Source organism: Phenylobacterium sp. (genome assembly GCF_030654915.1).
Taxonomy (GTDB): Bacteria; Pseudomonadota; Alphaproteobacteria; order Caulobacterales; family Caulobacteraceae; genus Phenylobacterium.
In genome coordinates this window covers 1-18,578 of record NZ_JAURWM010000015.1, presented here as the reverse complement: position 1 = coordinate 18,578, position 18,578 = coordinate 1, and the positions used below count along the sequence as shown (strand labels likewise).

General features: G+C 63.1%; 22 protein-coding genes and 1 pseudogene. 20 read left to right on the top strand and 3 right to left on the bottom strand.

Annotation, left to right across the window (positions count from 1 at the left end; all coding sequences use genetic code 11):
- The 7 genes from Q7T84_RS00540 to Q7T84_RS00510 all read left to right on the top strand — a co-directional run.
- A partial coding sequence (locus tag Q7T84_RS00540; RefSeq protein WP_304805604.1) for an IS481 family transposase occupies positions 1-1,236 on the top strand: 1,236 nt, incomplete at its 5' end.
- A complete protein-coding gene (locus tag Q7T84_RS00535; protein ID WP_101711777.1) occupies positions 1,230-2,201 on the top strand; it encodes an ExeA family protein in 972 nt (323 codons plus the stop codon). The genes Q7T84_RS00540 and Q7T84_RS00535, both read left to right, overlap by 7 nt.
- A gap of 107 nt (positions 2,202-2,308) precedes the next feature.
- A complete protein-coding gene (locus Q7T84_RS00530; protein ID WP_370653599.1) occupies positions 2,309-2,695 on the top strand; it encodes a DUF488 domain-containing protein in 387 nt (128 codons plus the stop codon).
- A gap of 21 nt (positions 2,696-2,716) precedes the next feature.
- Complete coding sequence (locus tag Q7T84_RS00525) at positions 2,717-3,172, top strand: Rrf2 family transcriptional regulator (protein WP_304805603.1); 456 nt, start codon at positions 2,717-2,719, stop codon at positions 3,170-3,172.
- A gap of 191 nt (positions 3,173-3,363) precedes the next feature.
- On the top strand, positions 3,364-3,891 hold the full coding sequence (locus Q7T84_RS00520) for a hypothetical protein (RefSeq protein ID WP_304805602.1): 528 nt from the start codon (positions 3,364-3,366) through the stop codon (positions 3,889-3,891).
- A complete protein-coding gene (locus Q7T84_RS00515) occupies positions 3,882-4,046 on the top strand; it encodes a hypothetical protein (RefSeq protein WP_304805601.1) in 165 nt (54 codons plus the stop codon). Before Q7T84_RS00520 ends, Q7T84_RS00515 begins: the two co-directional genes overlap by 10 nt.
- The gene (locus tag Q7T84_RS00510) at positions 4,028-4,393 is read left to right on the top strand and encodes a 2Fe-2S iron-sulfur cluster-binding protein (protein ID WP_370653598.1); all 366 of its coding nucleotides are present in this window, start codon (positions 4,028-4,030) and stop codon (positions 4,391-4,393) included. Before Q7T84_RS00515 ends, Q7T84_RS00510 begins: the two co-directional genes overlap by 19 nt.
- 60 nt (positions 4,394-4,453) lie before the next feature.
- On the opposite strand, the gene hmpA is transcribed toward Q7T84_RS00510, so the two are convergent.
- Both hmpA and Q7T84_RS00500 read right to left on the bottom strand, forming a co-directional pair.
- Entirely contained in the window at positions 4,454-5,671 is a 1,218-nt protein-coding gene (hmpA, locus tag Q7T84_RS00505) for an NO-inducible flavohemoprotein (protein WP_304805600.1), read from the bottom strand.
- 59 nt (positions 5,672-5,730) lie between these two features.
- Positions 5,731-6,000 (bottom strand): DUF1971 domain-containing protein, encoded by a 270-nt coding sequence (locus tag Q7T84_RS00500; protein WP_304805599.1) that lies wholly within the window; start codon positions 5,998-6,000, stop codon positions 5,731-5,733.
- Positions 6,001-6,144: 144 nt separating this feature from the next.
- Here Q7T84_RS00500 and Q7T84_RS00495 point away from each other — a divergent pair, with 144 nt between their 5' ends.
- From Q7T84_RS00495 to Q7T84_RS00450, 10 genes are all read left to right on the top strand, one after another.
- Positions 6,145-6,576: an Rrf2 family transcriptional regulator gene (locus tag Q7T84_RS00495; RefSeq protein ID WP_304805598.1), complete on the top strand. Its 432-nt coding sequence runs from the start codon at positions 6,145-6,147 to the stop codon at positions 6,574-6,576.
- 195 nt (positions 6,577-6,771) lie between these two features.
- Complete coding sequence (gene ccoN / locus Q7T84_RS00490) at positions 6,772-8,433, top strand: cytochrome-c oxidase, cbb3-type subunit I (protein WP_304805597.1); 1,662 nt, start codon at positions 6,772-6,774, stop codon at positions 8,431-8,433.
- A 4-nt stretch (positions 8,434-8,437) separates the two neighbouring features.
- A complete protein-coding gene (ccoO, locus tag Q7T84_RS00485) occupies positions 8,438-9,172 on the top strand; it encodes a cytochrome-c oxidase, cbb3-type subunit II (RefSeq protein ID WP_304805596.1) in 735 nt (244 codons plus the stop codon).
- A gap of 4 nt (positions 9,173-9,176) precedes the next feature.
- Entirely contained in the window at positions 9,177-9,341 is a 165-nt protein-coding gene (locus tag Q7T84_RS00480) for a cbb3-type cytochrome c oxidase subunit 3 (RefSeq protein WP_304805595.1), read from the top strand.
- 3 nt (positions 9,342-9,344) lie between these two features.
- Positions 9,345-10,223, top strand: a complete 879-nt coding sequence (gene ccoP / locus Q7T84_RS00475) for a cytochrome-c oxidase, cbb3-type subunit III (protein ID WP_304805594.1) — start codon at positions 9,345-9,347, stop codon at positions 10,221-10,223.
- Positions 10,220-10,426 carry a hypothetical protein gene (locus Q7T84_RS00470; protein ID WP_304805593.1) on the top strand — a complete coding sequence of 69 codons (207 nt, stop codon included), beginning with the start codon at positions 10,220-10,222 and terminating at the stop codon, positions 10,424-10,426. Before ccoP ends, Q7T84_RS00470 begins: the two co-directional genes overlap by 4 nt.
- 200 nt (positions 10,427-10,626) lie before the next feature.
- Positions 10,627-11,217: a DUF2189 domain-containing protein gene (locus Q7T84_RS00465; protein ID WP_304805592.1), complete on the top strand. Its 591-nt coding sequence runs from the start codon at positions 10,627-10,629 to the stop codon at positions 11,215-11,217.
- Positions 11,218-11,270: 53 nt separating this feature from the next.
- Positions 11,271-13,466, top strand: a complete 2,196-nt coding sequence (locus tag Q7T84_RS00460) for a heavy metal translocating P-type ATPase (protein WP_304805591.1) — start codon at positions 11,271-11,273, stop codon at positions 13,464-13,466.
- Positions 13,466-13,702 carry a cbb3-type cytochrome oxidase assembly protein CcoS gene (gene ccoS, locus Q7T84_RS00455; RefSeq protein WP_304805590.1) on the top strand — a complete coding sequence of 79 codons (237 nt, stop codon included), beginning with the start codon at positions 13,466-13,468 and terminating at the stop codon, positions 13,700-13,702. The genes Q7T84_RS00460 and ccoS overlap by 1 nt, the downstream gene beginning before the upstream one ends.
- Before the next feature lie 182 nt (positions 13,703-13,884).
- Positions 13,885-14,952 (top strand): patatin-like phospholipase family protein, encoded by a 1,068-nt coding sequence (locus tag Q7T84_RS00450; RefSeq protein ID WP_304805589.1) that lies wholly within the window; start codon positions 13,885-13,887, stop codon positions 14,950-14,952.
- A gap of 62 nt (positions 14,953-15,014) precedes the next feature.
- On the opposite strand, the gene Q7T84_RS00445 is transcribed toward Q7T84_RS00450, so the two are convergent.
- Complete coding sequence (locus Q7T84_RS00445; RefSeq protein ID WP_304805588.1) at positions 15,015-15,455, bottom strand: universal stress protein; 441 nt, start codon at positions 15,453-15,455, stop codon at positions 15,015-15,017.
- Between the two features lie 366 nt (positions 15,456-15,821).
- On the opposite strand from Q7T84_RS00445, the gene Q7T84_RS00440 reads away from it, so the two are divergent.
- The 3 genes and pseudogenes from Q7T84_RS00440 to Q7T84_RS00430 all read left to right on the top strand — a co-directional run.
- A complete protein-coding gene (locus tag Q7T84_RS00440) occupies positions 15,822-16,469 on the top strand; it encodes a superoxide dismutase (protein ID WP_304805587.1) in 648 nt (215 codons plus the stop codon).
- Between the two features lie 9 nt (positions 16,470-16,478).
- On the top strand, positions 16,479-18,026 hold the full coding sequence (locus Q7T84_RS00435) for a nitronate monooxygenase (protein ID WP_304805586.1): 1,548 nt from the start codon (positions 16,479-16,481) through the stop codon (positions 18,024-18,026).
- 60 nt (positions 18,027-18,086) lie between these two features.
- A pseudogene (locus Q7T84_RS00430) lies at positions 18,087-18,578 on the top strand (hypothetical protein); the annotation flags it as partial.

Sequence of the window (18,578 nt, the reverse complement as noted above, 5' to 3'; positions counted from 1 at the left end):
ATGACCCGGCCGCCGCCAGCAGTGCGGTTTCAAGCCGAGCAGTCGAACGCGTTGTGGCATTTCGACATGAGCCCTTCGGAGCTGAAGCAACTCGCCGTCCCGCCCTGGATCGATCCTGATCGGAACGGCGCGCCGACGCTGATGTTGTTCAGCGTGGTCGATGACCGCTCCGGCGTCGCCTATCAGGAATATCGTTGTGTCTATGGCGAGGACGCTGAATCGGCGCTGCGTTTCTTGTTCAACGCCATGTCGGCCAAGCCGGACGAGGCCAATCCATTCCAGGGCGTCCCCACGACGCTCTATCTCGACAATGGCCCGGTCGCGAAATCCGGGGTGTTTCAGCGCGTGATGGAGAGCCTCAACATCGAGGCGATAATCCACATGCCAGCCGGTAGCGATGGCCGGCGGACCACAGCCCGGGCCAAGGGCAAGGTCGAGCGGCCGTTCAGGACCGTGAAGGACGCCCACGAAACGCTTTATCACTTCCATCAGCCCGAAACCGAGGAAGAGGCCAACCGCTGGCTCGCCCGCTATATCGCCACCTACAACAGCGGCGATCATCGATCCGAGCCGCACAGCCGCCTTCATGACTGGCTCGGCAATCTGCCGCCCGATGGCGTGCGCCAGATGTGCGCTTGGGAGCGGTTTTGCACCTTCGCCCGTGAACCCGAACGACGCGCGGTCGGCATCGACTGCCGGATCACGGTGGCCGGCGTCACCTATGAGGTCGATCCTGACCTGGCGGGCGAGACCGTTGTCGTCTGGTGGGGCCTCTTCGATCAGGAGCTATTCGTCGAACAGGGCGAGGAGCGCTTCGGACCCTACACCCCGGTCGGTGGCCCGATCCCCCTTCATCGCTATCGAAAACATCGCAAGGGTCGTCGCGAGGTTCGCGCCGACAAGGTCGGAGAGCTGGCGGCGCAGCTCAAGCTCCCGCGTTCGGCGCTGAGCGGCGAAGACGATGTGGTGATGATCGGCGTTCAACAGGATTCGGCCGCGCTTCCATCCAGACCGTTCCGCGACCCCGACCCCTTCCACGAGTTGGCCTTTCCGAGCGTTCTGGCGGCCCGGCGGGCCATCGCTGACGAAGTGCGCTTCCCGCTGGCCAAGCTGTCCGATGACGACCGCCGCTTTGTCGATGACCTGCTTCGCCGGACGCTGGCTAGGCCGGAGATTTTGGCGGCGATACGCGAGCGATTTCCCCAAGGGCGCCGAGGAGGGCTCTACGGATGCTGACCGAAGTGATGGAATATTACGGCCTCGAACGATCGCCGGTCGATGTCGAATTCTTCGAGACTGATCACCACGCTCAGATCTCGCGCGACCTGCGCACAGCGATCATGAGCGGTCGGCTGATCGCGCTCACCGCCGTCATCGGGTCCGGCAAGACGGTGCTATCGCGTCAGCTTCGGACCGAACTTGAGCGTGAAGGGCGGGTCATCGTCTCCAGGTCCCTGACGGTGGACAAGGTGAAGATCACGGTTCCCCTGCTGATCTCCGCACTGTTCTACGATCTGTCGTCGGACAAGGCCGTCGTCATTTCCCGCCAGAGTGAACGACGTGAGCGCGACCTTCAGGAACTGTTTCGCAAGGCCAAGAAGCCAGTGGCCCTATTCATCGACGACGCCCACGCCTTGCACCCCAAGACGCTGACCGCGCTCAAACGTCTCATCGAACTCGTCGTGGAAGGCGGCGGACAACTCTCCGTCGTTCTGGTCGGCCACCCCAAGCTCAAAAATGACCTGCGGCGGCCCAGCATGGAAGAGGTCGGCGACCGGACGACTGTTTTCGAGTTCGGAGGGTTGCGCGAACGGCAGCGTGACTTTCTCGACTGGACCCTCAAGAGTTCCCTCCACTCCGACGCCCAACCTGAAGACGTCATCACAGAGGAAGCCGCCACTTTGCTTGCGGTGCGTCTGAAGACGCCGTTGCAGCTCAGCAGTTCGCTGGTGCGGGTGTTCGAGGCCGGTTTCGAGGCTGGCGTGAAGCCGATCGACAAGGCGATCGTCGAGACCGTCTTGTCGCGCCGCGCCGACGATCTAGAGCCGCAGTTGACGCGGCACGGCTACGATCTCAAGTCTCTCGCGGAATTGTTCGACGCCAAGCCGGCAGAGATCCGGCAGTTGTTCCGCGGCGGGCTCGATCCCGCCCGCTCGACGGAGTTGATGGAGGAGATGCGCGCCGCGGGCCTGCCGCTCTGAAGCGTCTCATCGACCGTGCGTCGGTCTCAAATAGCGCGCGTCGGTCTCAACCATTGTGGTTTCAGTCTCACACAATGTGCGCCGAGTAGGCACAGACGTCTCAGCTAATATGCGTCGAAACACGCCTTGTATCTCGCGTCGAGCCGTTCACTATTGCGCGCCGCTACACCTATGAGCCGTATCTTCCCGAAGACAGTCAGCGGGTCTTGGTGGATCGCCTCTGGCCGCGAGGCCTGAGCAGACAGGATCTCGCGGACGTCGTCTGGCTTCGGGACGTGGCGCCCAGCACCGATCTGCGAAAGTGGTTTGGTCACAAGCCCGAACGCTGGCCGGAATTCCGTCGGCGCTATTTCGCGGAGCTAAACGCCAATCCAGCGACCCAGACGCTCTGCGACCTCGTCGAGGCGGGACCGGTCACGTTGATTTACGGCGCGCGCGATGAAATTCACAACCAAGCCGTCGCGCTGGCGGAGTATCTGAGGGAACAGGCCTGATCGGCCAAATGGAAGGCTCTGATGCGGCTCACGGTGTATACGGACTACTCCTTGCGGGTGCTCATGTACGTCGCGGTGCATGTTGAGCGCCGCCCGACGATCGCGGAGATCGCCACCAGCTACGGCATTTCGAAGAACCACATCATGAAGGTGGTCCATCAGCTTGGTCTTGCCGGCTATATCGAAACCGTGCGGGGCCAGCGTGGCGGCATGCGGCTCGCCCGTCCGGCGCAGAGCATCAACCTGGGCGAGGTGGTTCGGCGGACCGAGCCGGACATGGCGCTGGTGCCCTGCTTTGATCCCAGCAACGCCATTTGCGTCCTGACGCCGGCCTGCAAGTTGCGCGGGGCGCTGCAACGTGCCCAGAGCGCGTTCCTCGAGGTGCTCGACGGCTATAGCCTGGCCGACCTGACCGATAACGCCGACGCCTTGCGCGAGCTTTTTGCTCAGGTCCCCACGTCAAAAGCCATCGCCTAGTCAAGCGAGGGCGGCGTGTGGGGGCTGGACGCCGCCGCGATCCAAGAGCCCGCCGGGCTGAACTCAAGGCTTCACCTCTAGCCGATGACACTGGTCAATCCAAAAGATGTATTGTAAATATATGTTTGGGTGGAGCTCGGTAGCGCCTTGGAATTGGCGCCCTGCGTTCGTGTCCGGAAGGAGGTTCGAGGATGGCGAGTTCGCAGGCCGGAGCCAAGGTCGAACGGTTCGGGATCAAGCTCTGTTTGATCTGGGCGGGGCTGTCGGTCGGGGTGGCGTTCCTGGCCACGCCGGCCAAGTTCCTGGCGCCATCGCTCAGCCTGCCCGTCGCGCTCGAAATCGGCCAGCAGACTTTTCGTGTCTACAGCGGCGCCGAGTTCGCGCTGCTGGTGCTGCTGATGGTTCTGGGCGTGTGGTCGAAGGCGCGCGGGCGCTGGTATCTGAGCCTGACTGTCCCTGGCGCCATCATTCTCACACAGGCGTTTTGGCTAGTTCCAGCGCTCGATCTTCGTGTCTCAGCGGTTCAGGCCGGGCTCTCGCCGCTGCCACAGTCCAACCTTCACATGACCTACATCGTCGCCGAGGTGATCAAGCTGCTCTGGTTGCTGATTATCGGCCTGGGCGAGTCTTTCTTGGGCGCGCGTGAGCTGGTCGTCAGTCACGACGACCTCGCCAATGAGCGCGCGCCGATCCGAGTGAGGAGAGCACTATGGTCTTAGGTCGTTTTCTGATGGCGCCGGGCAACGCGGTCTGTGACCGCCTTGGCCTGACCAATGAGCATGAGCGGGGCATGATGCGAATGCTGGTCAACATGCTCATCTGTACGGCTCTCGCCGTGATCGGCGTTGTGGTGGGGTGGAAGATCTTCGCCTGATGGAGCCGCCGCTGCTCCTCAAGATCACCTATGTCCAGCCCGATGGGACCTGCCGACAGGTTCAGGCCAGGGCGGGGGTCTCGCTCATGGAGGCGGCGGTTCGGGCGAACGTCGAGGGCATCGAAGCCAAGTGCCGCGGCAACTGCGCATGCGTGACTTGCCACGTCTATATCGATCCTCAGTGGTCGGCCGTTATGGGCGCGCCAGGGGCGATGGAGGAGTCGATGCTGGACTTCGCCGAAGGCGCCGAAACCCGTTCCAGGCTGTCCTGTCAGGTGCGGATCAACTCTCGTTGCGAGGGGTTGATCGTCATCGTGCCGGCTGAACAGCGCGTGATCGGCCTCTAGCGAAAGCGGCCCAAGATCCCAGGCGCGACAGCTAAGCGCCGCGCCTGGTCGTTGGGGGCGTCAGGCGGCGAGCAGGTCGTCGGCCGGACCGAAGAACTCGTAGTGGATGCGGTCGGAGGAAACCCCAGCCAGCGAGAGGGCTGGGACCAGGGCCTTCAGGAAGGCCGGCGGCCCGCAGAGGTAGTAGTCGGCGTCCTTGATCGGGGTCGCCGTGCTCAACCAGTGATCATTGATCAGGCTGGGCAGGTCGTAGTCGCGTCCCACCGCGTCTTCCGCCCGAGGGGTCTGATAGAAGGTCGTGACCTGCATGTTCGGCCGGTTGGCGGTGAGCGCGCGGACGTGCGAGCCCATGGCGTGCGTCGCGCCGTCCTGAGCGCCATGCACGTAGTGGACCGGCACATCGGGGTGCTGGGCGACCAGGGTCTCCAGCATCGCCACCATGGGCGTAAGGCCGACCCCGCCGGACAGCAGCACGACCGGCCGCTCAGGGGCGGTGGCCAGGAAGAAATCCCCGGCCGGCGGCGCGACCTTCAACACAGTTCCTGGGACAGCATGCTCATGCAGCCAGCCCGAGGCGAGGCCATGGGGCTCGCGCTTCACCGAGATGCGATAGGTCTGGCCGTTGGCCGCGCCTGAAATGCTGTAGTTGCGTTTGATGGGCGGGCGGCCCGGAATTTCCAGCCAGAAGGTCAGGTACTGTCCTGGCTTGTGGCGGATCACCGGGGCGCCGTCCGTCGGGCGCAGGACGAACGAGGAGATGACGGCGCTTTCGGCGTGCACGCCCTCGATCACGAAGGAGCGCCAGCCGTTCCAGCCGCCGTCGGTCGTCGCCTGTTCCTGATAGAGATCGCGCTCGCGGCCGATCAGGATATTGGCCAGGAACCAGTAGGCCTCGCCCCAAGCGTTGAGGATTTCCGGCGTCGCCGCCTCGCCGAGCACGGCCTTGATGGCGCCGAGCAGCGCCTCGGCGACATGCGGATAGTGTTCGGGCGCGATCTGCAATCCGACATGCTTTTGAGCGATGCGTTCGACGGTCTGGGTCAGAGCCCCGAGGTTTTCGATATTGGCGGCGTAGGCCAAGATCGCACCCGCGAGCGCGCGCGGCTGGGAACCTGCGTCAGCGCCGCCCTGGTGGGATTGGTTAAAGAGGTCGCGGATCGCCGGGTCCTTGAACATCTGGGTGTACATCACCTGGACGATCTCCAGGCCATGGGCCTCGAGCGCCGGGACGGTGGCTTTGACGAGCGCGATCGTTTGTTCGCTCAGCGTTTGCGACATCTATCAATCCTGTGGGATGTGCGCGGCTCGGTAGCCGCTAGGGAAGGGCGGGGGTGCGATCAGCCGCCCGGGTCTTCGTGGTAGAAATCGACCTGCATGCGCATGGGGCCCAGGGGCTCGGCGAAGTGTGGTTGTTCCGGATGAATGACGGTCGGCGTCGTCGGCGTGACAATCGTCTCCGAGCGAGGCGCGAGATAGGTCAGCTTCAACTGACCTTCGAGGACGCGCACCAGTCCCCAGACTCCCACCTTGGTCCGATGCTCGGCCCTCAGCGCAGCGGGCAAGGTGACTTCGTCAAAAATCGGCGTCGAGCGATAGGGTGTCGGCATGCAGCTTCGGTCGCCGTGACGACGACCGATCTCCCTTCAACCAAATCATGTATCTGGAACGCATCTATCCTGGACGATTTGATACATGCAACAAAAATGCATATTAAAAGCGGGCGAAGCTCTTCGCGGCGATGAGGAGGCCAGATGCGTCTGACCCGCTACACCGACTACGCGATGAGAGTGCTGCTCTACCTGGGGGCGCGGCCGGAAAAGCTGTGCTCAATCGCCGAGGTGTCCCGCGCCTACGGCATCTCGCAGAACCACCTGATGAAGGTCGTCAACGACCTGGTGCGCGCAGGCTACCTGGAGAGCGTGCGCGGCCGTTCGGGCGGCATAAGGCTGGCCCGCGCAGCGGCTCAGATCAATGTTGGCGGTGTCATCCGGCACACCGAAGGCGGTTTCGATCTCGTCGACTGCGGAAGTTGCGTTATCGCGCCGGCCTGTGGCCTCACGGGCGCCCTGCATGAGGCGCTGGCGGCGTTCATGGCGGTATTGGACGGCTACACGCTCGAGGGGTTGTTGGCGAGAAAGATGGACCTTCGAGCGCTGCTCGCGCCCGAAGTCGGGCCCAATTGACGCCAGCTGGCGATCGACCAGTGGGGGCTCACGCAGTAGTTCCACGAAGGCGGCCTGCGTCCCTAGAAGCCGTCCCAGGGCGGACGGGGCCATTGCTACGATCAGATTTGACGGTAACATATACAGAGAATGCTTTTTTGAGACGGCGGCGGCCTTTGAGGCGATTGCGCGTCCAAAAGCGTGTCGGGGGTGCGTATGGTTTCAGGGATAACGATAGGGGAGCGGCGCTTCTCACTCCTTGTGCTCGCGATCTTGAGCGCGATTGGTCTTGCGATGGCGGTCGCGGGCCGGATGGATCCGCTTGGCGTGCATGGCTTCATCATCTTCGGGTTCAGCGTAGTCCTCACCTTCGTTCTGCTCGGACGCTATTATGCTCCCGAGCCGTCAGCGGAGCGGCTATCGGAGTACTATGACGATCCGACCAAGGTAGGGATCGTCCTGACGATGGCCTGGGCGGTGTTCGCCATGGCGATCGGCCTATGGGTTGCGCTCCTGTTGGCGTGGCCCGATCTCACCTTTGACGCCGCATGGGCGAGTTTCGGACGCCTTCGGCCAGTCCACACGACCGGCGTGGTCTTCGCTTTCGGCGGCAATGCGCTGATCGCAACGTCCTTTCACGTGCTTCAGAGAACGACGCGCGCGCGCCTGCCGGATCAGTTCAGTCCGTGGTTTGTTTTACTCGGGTACAACCTATTCTGTATCCTGGCGATCAGCGGGTACTTTATGGGGATCACCCAATCCAAGGAGTACGCCGAAACTGAATGGTACGCAGACATATGGCTGGTGATCGTCTGGGTTGTCTATTTCCTGATTTATATAAGGACTCTACAGCGTCGAATTGAGCCTCATATTTACGTCGCCAACTGGTATTATATGGCCTTCATCTTGGTGGTGGCGATATTGCACATCGTCAACAACCTCGCGGTGCCGGTCTCGCTTGGTCACGCCAAGAGCTATTCCCTGTTTTCCGGCGTCCAGGATGCGATGACGCAGTGGTGGTACGGGCATAACGCCGTCGCGTTCTTCCTGACCTCAGGCTTCCTGGGGATGATGTATTATTATCTGCCTAAGCGCGCAGGGCGGCCGATCTTCTCCTACCGCCTGTCGATCATCAGCTTCTGGGGCATCACTTTCATGTACATGTGGGCTGGCTCGCACCACCTGCATTACACCGCGCTCCCCATATGGGTTCAGAACCTGGGAATGACCTTTTCGCTCGTGCTGCTGGTGCCGTCGTGGGCCTCGGCGGGCAACGCCTTGGCCACGCTGAACGGCGCCTGGCACAAGGTGCGGGACGACGCCACATTGCGCTTCATGATGGTGGCCGCGGTCTTCTACGGCCTGTCGACCTTCGAGGGGTCGTTCATGGCGATCCGGCCGGTCAACGCCTTGTCACACTACACCGACTGGACGGTCGGGCACGTTCATGCCGGGGCGCTTGGCTGGGTGGCGATGATCACCTTTGGCTCGCTCTACGCGTTGACGCCATGGATGTGGAAGCAGGAGCGTATGTATTCCGCAAAGCTCGTGGAGGTCCATTTCTGGTTGGCTCTAGCCGGGACCGTCACTTATGTCTTTGCGATGTGGAACTCAGGGATCATTCAGGGCCTCATGTGGCGTACTTACAATGAAAACAGCACCTTGACCTATTCGTTCCTCGAGAGCGTTGTCGCGATGCATCCGTATTATATTGCGCGCGCTTTCGGAGGCCTGCTGTTTTTACTTGGCGCTATCGTTGGTTCCTACAATGTGTGGATGACGATCCGCATGGCCGCGCGGCAAAGCGCGACCGACCACAGCAAGGCTGACGTGCCGGTTTCGGCGTCGGGTGTCGCGCCCCTCAAGGCGGGGGAGTAAGGTCGTGGGCGAGTTTTTCCACCGAAAGATTGAACGCAACGCTATCGGTTTCGTGCTGGCCATCATCGCCGTCGCCAGCATCGGCGGGCTTGTTGAGATCGCGCCGCTCTTTACGATCGACGACACGGTGGAGGCCGCGCCGGATATGCGCGTTTACACTCCGCTGGAGCTCGCCGGCCGTAACATCTACATGCGCGAGGGTTGCTACGCCTGCCATAGCCAAATGATCCGCACATTGCGCGACGAGGTGGAGCGCTACGGTCCCTATTCGCTGGCGGTCGAGTCCAAGTACGATCACCCGATGCTGTGGGGGTCAAAGCGCACAGGACCAGACTTGGCCCGCATGGGTGGCAAGTACTCCGACGCTTGGCATGTTGCTCACCTGATCAATCCGCGCGACGTCGTCCCACAATCGGTGATGCCGAAATACGGGTGGTTGCAGCGCAACCCGCTACGAGCCGACGATGTCGGGAAACATCTTACGGCCCAGCGCACGGTCGGCGTCCCCTATACGGACGAGATGGTCAAGAACGCGGGGGACGACCTATATGGCCAGACCGATCCCGATAGCGATGAATCGACGGGTGTCGGGCAACGTTATGGCAAGGCGACCAACATACGCGCCTTCGATGGTGAACCCGATCGTCTGACGGAAATGGATGCTCTCGTCGCTTATCTGCAGGTCCTGGGAAAATTGACCGACGCCGCACACAACAACGCTTCGTCGATGAAAGAGTGAGGCCATGGACCATCAGACGCTTGTCGGCTTCGCCAAGAGTTGGGGCCTGTTCTATCTGATCGGCCTGACGATCGCGGTGCTCGTCTATGCGCTCTGGCCACGGAATCGGAAGAAATTCGATCGGGCGAAGAAGAGCATCTTCGATAAGACTGATCGGCCAGGGAAATAGATTATGGCGGATGAGCGGGTCGATCCTGTAACCGGTCAAAAGACGACTGGGCATGAGTGGAACGGTATTGAAGAGCTAGACACCCGAATTCCTAGGGTTGTCATATTTTTCCTGGTGGCGACGACTCTCTTTGCTATCGTCTATTGGATTCTTCTGCCCGCGTGGCCGACTGGAAACAGTTATACGAAGGGTATACTGGGATTCGATCAGCATTCGGTTGTGATGGGCGAGGTCGGAGCTGCTGCGGCCGAACGCGCCAAATGGACCGACCGTATCGCCACCGAGAGTTTCGACGAGATCTCGCGCGATCCGCAGTTGATGACCTACGTGCGTGAGAGCGGTCACGCCGCATTCATCGACAACTGCGCAGCTTGCCATGGAATGAACGGGACCGGCGGGACCGGCTATCCCAATCTTACAGCGGGCGCCTGGCTGTGGGGCGGTGACCCGGAGACCATCGCGGAGACGATCAGCCTGGGCATCAACTCCACACAGTTGGACACGCGCATTTCACAAATGATGGCGTTCGGCCGCGACGGAATTCTCACTCGTGACCAGGTGTTTGAGGTCGCGGCCTATGTGAGGTCGCTGTCGGGACAGAAACTCAACGCTGAAGACAAGGCCATGCTCGGAGCGGGCCAGAAAATCTTCGCCGAAAACTGTGTGTCCTGCCACGGCGCGACCGGCCAGGGCATGCCTACGGTCGGGGCGCCCGATCTCACCGACCAGGTCTGGCTATACGGCGGCGATGCTCAGTCCGTCTATATGACCATATACTCGGGGCGGCAGGGGCATATGCCGCATTGGTCGGACCGTCTTTCCCCGACAGAGATCAAGCTTCTCGCGCTTTACGTCGGAACGCTTGCAGAGCCGAAGTCATGACCCCCGCCTCGCATCTTGCTCGCGGGAGCCGCCGGCGTTGGCGCCTGATCTCGTTTCTGATCGTCGGCGCGGGGCTCGCGGTGTTGATCGGGGCCAACGCCCATCTGGTCTATGTCGCTTTCAAATCTCAACCCGACTGCGTGCCGCACATGAAGCAGGCCGGAGGTGCGCAAATCTATGCCGCCGCGAGATCGGTCTGTTGAGGGAAAAGATGAGCAATACAGGGACGTCTGACGCGATTATCCCGCTGGGGGCGCAAAGGCGCCGAAACCTTCCAGCGACGGCGGTATGGGGCTGGCTTGCGGCTGGGTGGCGCGATCTTTGGCGATATCCCGCCCCAAGCCTTGCTTACGGGTTTGTCGTATTCGCCGCGTCAGTTGCGATTGTCTGGGGGCTGTTCTGGTTGGAGCTGGATTACATCCTGTTCCCCGCGCTCGCTGGCTTTCTGGTCGTAGGCCCGTTCATCGCGATCGGCCTCTATCAGAAAAGCCGCGATCTCGAGGCCGGCGTCCGCCCCAGCTTCCGTCGCATGTTCTTCCTCGCGGCGTCGTCGGGGGGACAGGTCTGGTTCACGGGAGCCATACTTGGCCTTCTGATGCTGGTCTGGATGCGCGCGGCGGTCATCATCTACGCGTTGTTCTTCGGCCTGCGCCCGTTTCCGGGCCTCGATCACGTCGCCGAAATGCTGTTCACCACGCCATACGGCTGGGCGATGTTGGCGACGGGTACGATCGCAGGCGGCTTGTTCGCGGGCTTCGCCTTCGCCATCAGCGCGTTCTCAATTCCGATGTTGCTGGACGAGCCGACCGACGCCTTTACGGCCATGGGCACCAGTATCTCGTTAGTCTGGAACAACCTGCCCGTCATGCTGGGGTGGGGAGGCGTCGTGCTCGCGCTGTTCCTGCTTAGCCTCGCGACGGGGCTTTTGGGGCTGATTTTCATCTTCCCGTGGCTCGGGCATGCGGCTTGGCACAGCTATCGCGCCATCAGATGAACCGCCAAGATCGGCTGGCGGAGCAGGTCACGCGGTCGCGGGCGGGAGACGAGTTGCGGATCGCCAGCCGCGCGCTGGAGAACGGAATCTATCAGACGGACCTTTCGGTTCCGACTGTGCATTGCGCCGGTTGCATAAGAACGGTTGAGGCCGGTCTGTTGTCGCTGGCAGGTGTCGAGCACGCGCGAGTGAACCTGTCGACCAAGCGCGCCAGCGTTCGATGGCGCGGGGAGGCGGTGCCGCCCCTCATTGAAACGATCAAGGCCTTAGGGTTCCCGGCGCACCTGTACGAGAGCGATGAGGCGGGAAAAGACCCCGAGTTGGGGCGGCTGATCCGGGCTCTGGCCGTCGCCGGATTTGCGAGCATGAACATCATGTTGCTGTCGGTGTCAGTGTGGTCAGGCGCTGAGGCGGGAACACGTCAGGCCTTCCACTGGATTTCGGCGGCGCTGGCGCTGCCATGCCTGCTCTATTCGGGCCGTATTTTTTACACCTCCGCCTGGAGCGCCTTGCGGAACGGCCGCACAAATATGGACGTGCCGATTTCCATCGGCGTCAGCTTGGCGTTCGGCCTGAGCCTCTACGATACGATCCAAGGCGGCCGTCACGCTTATTTCGACGCGATGGCCTCGCTCATTTTCTTCCTCCTGATTGGGCGAACGCTCGATCACCTGATGCGTGACAAGGCGCGGACCGCGGTCCGTGGGCTTGTGCAGATGTCTCCGCGCGGCGCGATGGTGCTCGGTCCAAAGGGAGATCGAGAATACGTGCCGGTCGCGGAGATCGAGCCGGGAATGCGCATTCTGCTGGTGGCTGGCGATCGTGTTCCTGTCGATGGCCGCATCGAGACGGGCCGTTCGGACCTCGACTGCTCTATCGCCACCGGTGAAAGCGCGCTGCTGGCGGTTCATCCTGGGTCTTGCATTCAGGCCGGGGCTCTTAACATGACCGCCCCGCTGACCATGGTCGCTACGGCGCGAGCACAAGATTCATTCCTCGCCGAGATGCTGCGGTTGATGGAGGCGGCCGAGGGGGGCCGGGCTCGCTACCGCCGTCTGGCGGATAAGGCGGCCAGCCTCTATTCGCCAATGGTTCACGCCACCGCGTTTTTGACCTTTGTGGGCTGGATGGCGGCGACCGGCGATTGGCATCGGGCGATCAGTATCGCGATCGCCGTTCTCATCATCACCTGTCCGTGCGCGCTCGGGCTAGCTGTGCCGATCGTTCAGGTCGTTGCGGCCCGGCGTCTGTTCGACAACGGCATCATGCTCAAGGACGGGAGCGGCATAGAGCGTTTGGCGCGGATCGACACGGTCGTCTTCGATAAGACCGGAACCCTGACAAGCGGCGAGATGCGTCTTGTCGATCAGGACCTGGCGCCGGAAGCCTTAGCCGCCGCTGCCGCCCTGGGCGCCTATTCCAAACACCCGCACTCACAAGCCTTGACGCAGTTCGCGCCTATCGACGGCGCCAGGCTGAGCGTCACGGACGTGCGCGAGGAGGCGGGATTTGGCGTTGAAGGCCAGATTGATGGAAGACTCTATCGCTTGGGCCGCACGGACTGGTCGGTGTTCGTTCAGCAGGACGCCCCGACGACCGGCACGGTTTTGAGTTGCGAAGGACGCATTCTGGCGGTCTTCCGGTTTGAGGAGCAACTCCGCTCGGGCGCCGTGGCCGCCATAGACGACCTTCGCGCATCAGGTGTCGGAATGCAGATTCTTTCTGGCGATAGCGCATCTGCGGTCGCCGCGGTCGCCAGTTCGCTGTCCATCGCCGACCACGCATCCAGCCTTCTTCCGGGCGAAAAGGTCAGACGCTTGGAAGCTCTGGCCGAGCAGGGACATAAGGTGATGATGGTCGGGGATGGTCTCAATGACGCCCCGGCGCTCGCCGCGGCCTATGTCTCCATGGCGCCGGTGACCGCCGCCGATATCGGCCGGAACGCCGCCGATTTCGTGTTTCTCAGAAACGACCTGGGGGCTGTGCCGATGGCCGTCGCCATCGCCAGAGAGGCCGATAGATTAGTGCGCCAGAACTTCCTCCTGGCTATCGGTTACAATGCTGTCGCCTTGCCGATCGCGATCCTTGGCTTTGTAACGCCATTGATCGCCGCGCTGGCCATGTCGTCCTCGTCCATCATTGTCGTGGCGAACGCGCTTCGCTTGAAGGCGGGGAGCCGCAGACGGCGGCGAGGATCATTGGCCGCCAACGGGCCTTCCGAGCCTCGCGCGGACCTGGCTCGCGCCTGATGAACAGTTTGATCTTTCTTGTGCCAATCGCACTGGGTCTTGGCGTTATCGGCCTGGCTGCTTTTTTCTGGTCGTTACGCAGCGGGCAATATGACGATCTACAGGGCGCGGGCGAACGCATCTTCGTCGACGAGGATGGTGATCGCGCCGGCTCTTTCAGTTCCCCGCCGCAGGCCCTCGATGCTCTCAAGGAGAAGGATAGCGAGGGCCAAGCCGGTAGCGGCGCCGCGGACTGAACCCTTCCCGTGGAACGCCGCCCTCGGTGAGTCCCGGCGGGCAGGGACTAAGCCATTTTAGGCGGTGGAGTACAGGGAGCGACGTGTCCAAGGGCAAAACCGATTGGGACTTCGGCGAGCTGTTTCGGCGCCGCTTGCCCTCGCCAGTCGGCGCGGGCGGGCAGCCGCGCGGCTTCCCGGGGGTGCGACTGAGCTTCGAGGAAGCCGAGGACTCCCTGGAGGCGGTCGCCGACCGTCTAGCGATACCGCGCGGTCGGTTCGGCAAGGACGAGTTCAATGTTTTGGCGATCTCCGGCGGAGCCGCGGGCGGCGCCTACGGCGCAGGGGCGCTTGTGGGGTTGGCAGAGGCCGGGCGACGCCCTCGATTTGATATCGTCACGGGGGTAAGCACCGGCGCCCTGATCGCGCCCTTCGCATTCCTCGGCGAGAGCTGGGATGGCCGCCTCACCGAAGCCTATACGGGCGGGCGCGCAGCCACGCAGCTGGGACTAACCGCGGTGTCGGGCGTGTTGGGCGGCGGCCTGCTGTCGGCCGCGAGCCTGGACGGTTTGATCGCGCCTTTCATCGACGAGGGGTTACTCGAGGCGATCGCGGCCGAACACCGCCTCGGCCGTCGGCTTCTGGTGGCGACGACGGATCTCGACCGCGAGCGACCGGCGATCTGGGACATGGGAGAAATCGCTTTGCGAGGCGGTCCGGAGGCCGTCGAGATGTTTCGGCTGGTGCTGGCGGCGTCGGCGAGTGTTCCAGGCCTCTTTCCACCGAGGTTGATCCGCTGCGAGGCTGACGGCGAACTGTTCGATGAGCTTCACGTGGATGGGGGTGTCACCACTCCGCTTTTCATCCTGCCCGAGGCGCTCTTGCGATGGCGGCGCGTAGGCCGCCGGCTGCGGAGCGGCAGCGTCTACGCGCTGATCAATACTGTGATCGACCCTGCGCCGCAGACAACGCCCGTGTCCCTGCCGGCGGTCCTGCTGCGCAGCTTCGACACCATGCTGCGCATGTCGTATCGACAGGCGCTCAATGTGGCGACCAGCTTTTGCCTCGGCAATAATGTGCCGCTCAACGTCGCAACCATCGAGGGCGCGGACGGGGGCGCTCCCAACGGGGCCATGCTCGACTTCACCACGGCGAGCATGCGCGCAAACTTCGAGGCCGGGCGCGCCGCGGCGCAGTCTGATGAGTTCTGGAAGGCTCCGTCCGTCCGGGTGGCGCCTTGGGAAGCGTTGGCGGACCTCTTCAAACCGTGATGATGGCCGAGACTGGCGCTCACAGTTGTCGCGCCGATCTGGCACGGGCGGCTAGCGACGGGTCAGCGAACCACCAGCACCGGGACTGAACTGTGGTTGAGGACTTCCGAGGTCACGCTGCCCAGCAGCAGGCGCCCGAGGCCGCGCCGACCGTGCGAGGACATGACGATGATGGTGCAGTCGTGCGTCTTGGCGGTCTCGATAATCGCTTCCGCAGCGTGGGCGTCTTCGAGATAGACGGTCTCGGCCTCGATCCCCATGCGCCCCGCCGCCGTCTTGGCGACCGCGAGAATTTTGTCGGCAGCTTCTTTCTGCGCGCCGGCATAGTCGGCGTAAGCGAAGACGTTCAACCCGCCGTCGAGTCCGCCATAGATCGGCAAGCGGTCGGTTACGGTGATGATCGTGACCTTGGCGCCGAGAGCCTTGGCGAGGGCAAGCCCCTGATCAACGCCCTTCTGCGCGACATCCGAGCCGTCGGTGGAGATGAGAATGTGTTGATACATGAGCGCTTGCCCTTCTTGGCCGCCCTTGGGCCATTCGCCTCGGGCTGTTGCAGACGGTGGAGAGTGGAATGGCTGGCGCCGGTGACGTCGGCCCGTTTGGTATTTAGCTGATCCGTGCGCCTATCTGGTCAAGGATCAAGAGGCGTCGCTTCTCAATCAAGTTCGGCGCAGTCGCGCCGGGGCGGGATGCGCTCGGACAAATGGCGCGGGGTTAGAGCCAAGCGCCGCCTGCACCGCCCTGGCCGTTGATTGCGTGTCTGCTCCTGAACAGGGGCGGTTAGTGGCGCCTTTCTATTGATATATATCGTATCACGACATATATCAATAGATGCGTGGCTGGCGCGAGGCCGGCTGAGGGAAGGTGAGATGTTTGAACTGCCCGACTTGCCTTACGGCTACGACGCGCTTGAACCAGTGATCTCCGAGGTGACCTTGCAGCTTCACCACGGCAAGCACCATGCGCGCTATGTCGCCATGACTAACAGCCTGGCGGATGGCTTGGGGACAGATTTCCAGTCCCTGGAAGACTTGGTGGCGCTCAGCGCACGGCGCGGCCAGCGCCAGTTGTTCAACAATGCCGGCCAGGCGTGGAACCATGGGTTCTTCTGGCAGTGCATGACGCCCGTGCCGACGCCTCCGGCCGGTGATCTCGCCAAAAATATCGAAGCTCAGTTCGGAAGCCTGGACGCGCTTCGGACGCTCTTCATCGCCGAAGGGACAAGTCACTTCGGGTCAGGCTGGGCGTGGTTGGTCGCTAAGGGCGAAGACCTCGCCGTTATCACGACCCATGACGCGGGATCACCGCTCAACCAGACGGGCGTCACGCCGCTGTTGGTCTGCGACCTGTGGGAGCATGCCTACTATCTGGATCACCAGAACGACCGTGCTGCGTTCCTCTCTGCGTGGTGGGACAAGCTGGCCTACTGGGGGTTCGCCGGGCGCCAGTATGCCGCGGCGAACGGCGAGTCCGCAGCGTGGCGTTATCCGAAGCCGGTCGAACCGGCGCTTAGCTGAGGCGCCGTCATGGACCTGCACACACCCGTCTGCGATCTCCTCTGCTGCGATACACCGATCGTGCTGGCCGGCATGGGGGGCGTGGCGCGATCAGAACTGGTCGCCGCCGTCAGCGAGGCTGGGGGCTTTGGTTTCCTGGGCATGGTGCGGGAGGCGCCCGAGTTCATTGCTTCGGAAATCGAGGCGGTCCGGGCGCGAACGAGCCGGCCGTTCGGCGTGAACCTTATTCCAGCCGCCACACACCCTGAGCTGTTGGCGGCGCAGATATCAGTCTGCATCGAAGCCAGGGTTCATGCCGTGACCCTATTCTGGGACTTGGCGCGAGACGCCATCGCCAGGCTTCGCGACGCAGGGGTCTTGGTCGCTTGTCAGATCGGCAGCCTGGCCGAAGCTCGCGCCGCCCAGGACGCCGGCGCCGACATCCTGATCGCCCAAGGATGGGAGGCCGGCGGCCATGTCCGCGGCAGGACCGTCTTGGCCGCGCTCCTGCGCGACGTTGTCGCCCAGATCGACCTGCCGGTCTTGGCCGCGGGCGGTATCGTCGATGGCGCGGGTCTGGCCAACGCTCTGACCATGGGCGCGCAGGGCGTGGTGATGGGCACGGCCTTCCTGGCGACCGAGGAGTCCTTTGCGCATGACTACCACAAGCGCCGGATCATCGAGGCGGAGGCCGACGCCACCGTCCATACCGATGTCTTCCACGTCAACTGGCCGGCTGGGGCTTATGTCAGGGTGCTGCCCAACAGCGTCACGCGCGGCGCGCGCGGTGATCCATTCTTTCATGCGACAGACATCATCGGCGCCGAGGGCGAACGGCCGGTGCAGCTCTTCAGCACGGACTCGCCGCTGCGCTCAATGACCGGCGAGTTCGAGGCCATGGCGCTCTATGCCGGCCAAGGCGTCGGGCGGCTGTCGGCGATCGTTCCGGCGGGCGAGCGTTTGCGCGATATAGCCGGCCAGGCGAAAGCCCTGCTGAGGCCAGTCCGCCGCCCAGAGCTCTTGGCGGGTCACGCCTCGATCGAACTGAGTTCGCCGGTCTGTTACGGAGCCCATGCGAACCCAACCTATATGGGGTTCGCCGACCGAGACGAACTGGTCGCCGACCTCAACCTCTTGCTTGAGGCCAAGCATGCGGCCGCTCGGGTCGCCGCGCGTCTGGTCGCCGAGGCCAGCGATCCGGAGCTGCGAAACCTCGCCAGGAGCATCCATGCCGACGAGGTCAGATGGCGCGGCGCCCTCTTTGACGCCCTGGTCGAGTTGAAGGTCGAGCCTTCGCTCAAGGTCGGCGGGTTCTACGACAACGCCACGGCGATCAAAGGCGTCGAGGCCCGCCTGGCCTTTCTCGGGCGCGGTGAGGACTGGGTGGTCCGCAAATTGCGCGTGCTGCTGCCGCGGGTCGCCGATGACCGCCTGCACGCCACGCTTCGCCAGATGATCGAAGCGCAGCAGTCCATGGTGGTCTGCGCGCAGGAAACGCTCGCGCGCCGGGGAGGGCGCGCAGCCAGCGCCGCCGGCGCGGCCTCTATCGCGCGAGATGAGGTCGGGCCGGCGGCGTGACCGTTCGGGCGATCCCGGGTCAGAGCAATTGTGCTGGCCACTCACACTCAGGAGGATGTCGTGACCAAGGGAGCTAGCGATACGGCGGTCGCCTTGGAGCAGGTAGCTGGCCGCAGTCCGGCTGATTGGCCGTCGGCCGACGTCGCCATGGCAGGGCGTATCCGCGCGTTCCCATGGTCGACGACGAGTCTGGGCGCCGTCGACGACTGGCCGTTGTCGCTGCGGGGGGCGGTCGATCTGATCTTACGTTCGCCCCTGCCCATGGCTGTCTATTGGGGTGTCGATGGGGTGATGATCTTCAACGACGCCTATAGCGAATTCGCCGAGGCGAGGCGCCCCAACCTTCTCGGATCCGAAGTGCTGGTGGCGTGGCCAGCGATGGTCGAACTACACCGCCAGGCGTTGCTGGCCGGGCTGGCGGGCGAGGCGCTCTCCGTTCGGCGTCGTTACTTTCTGCTTCACCGACGCCATCAGACCGAGGAAGCCTGTCTCGACCTGGATTTCATCCCCATCCTGGATGATGTCGGACAATCGCGGGGCGTGCTGGCGATC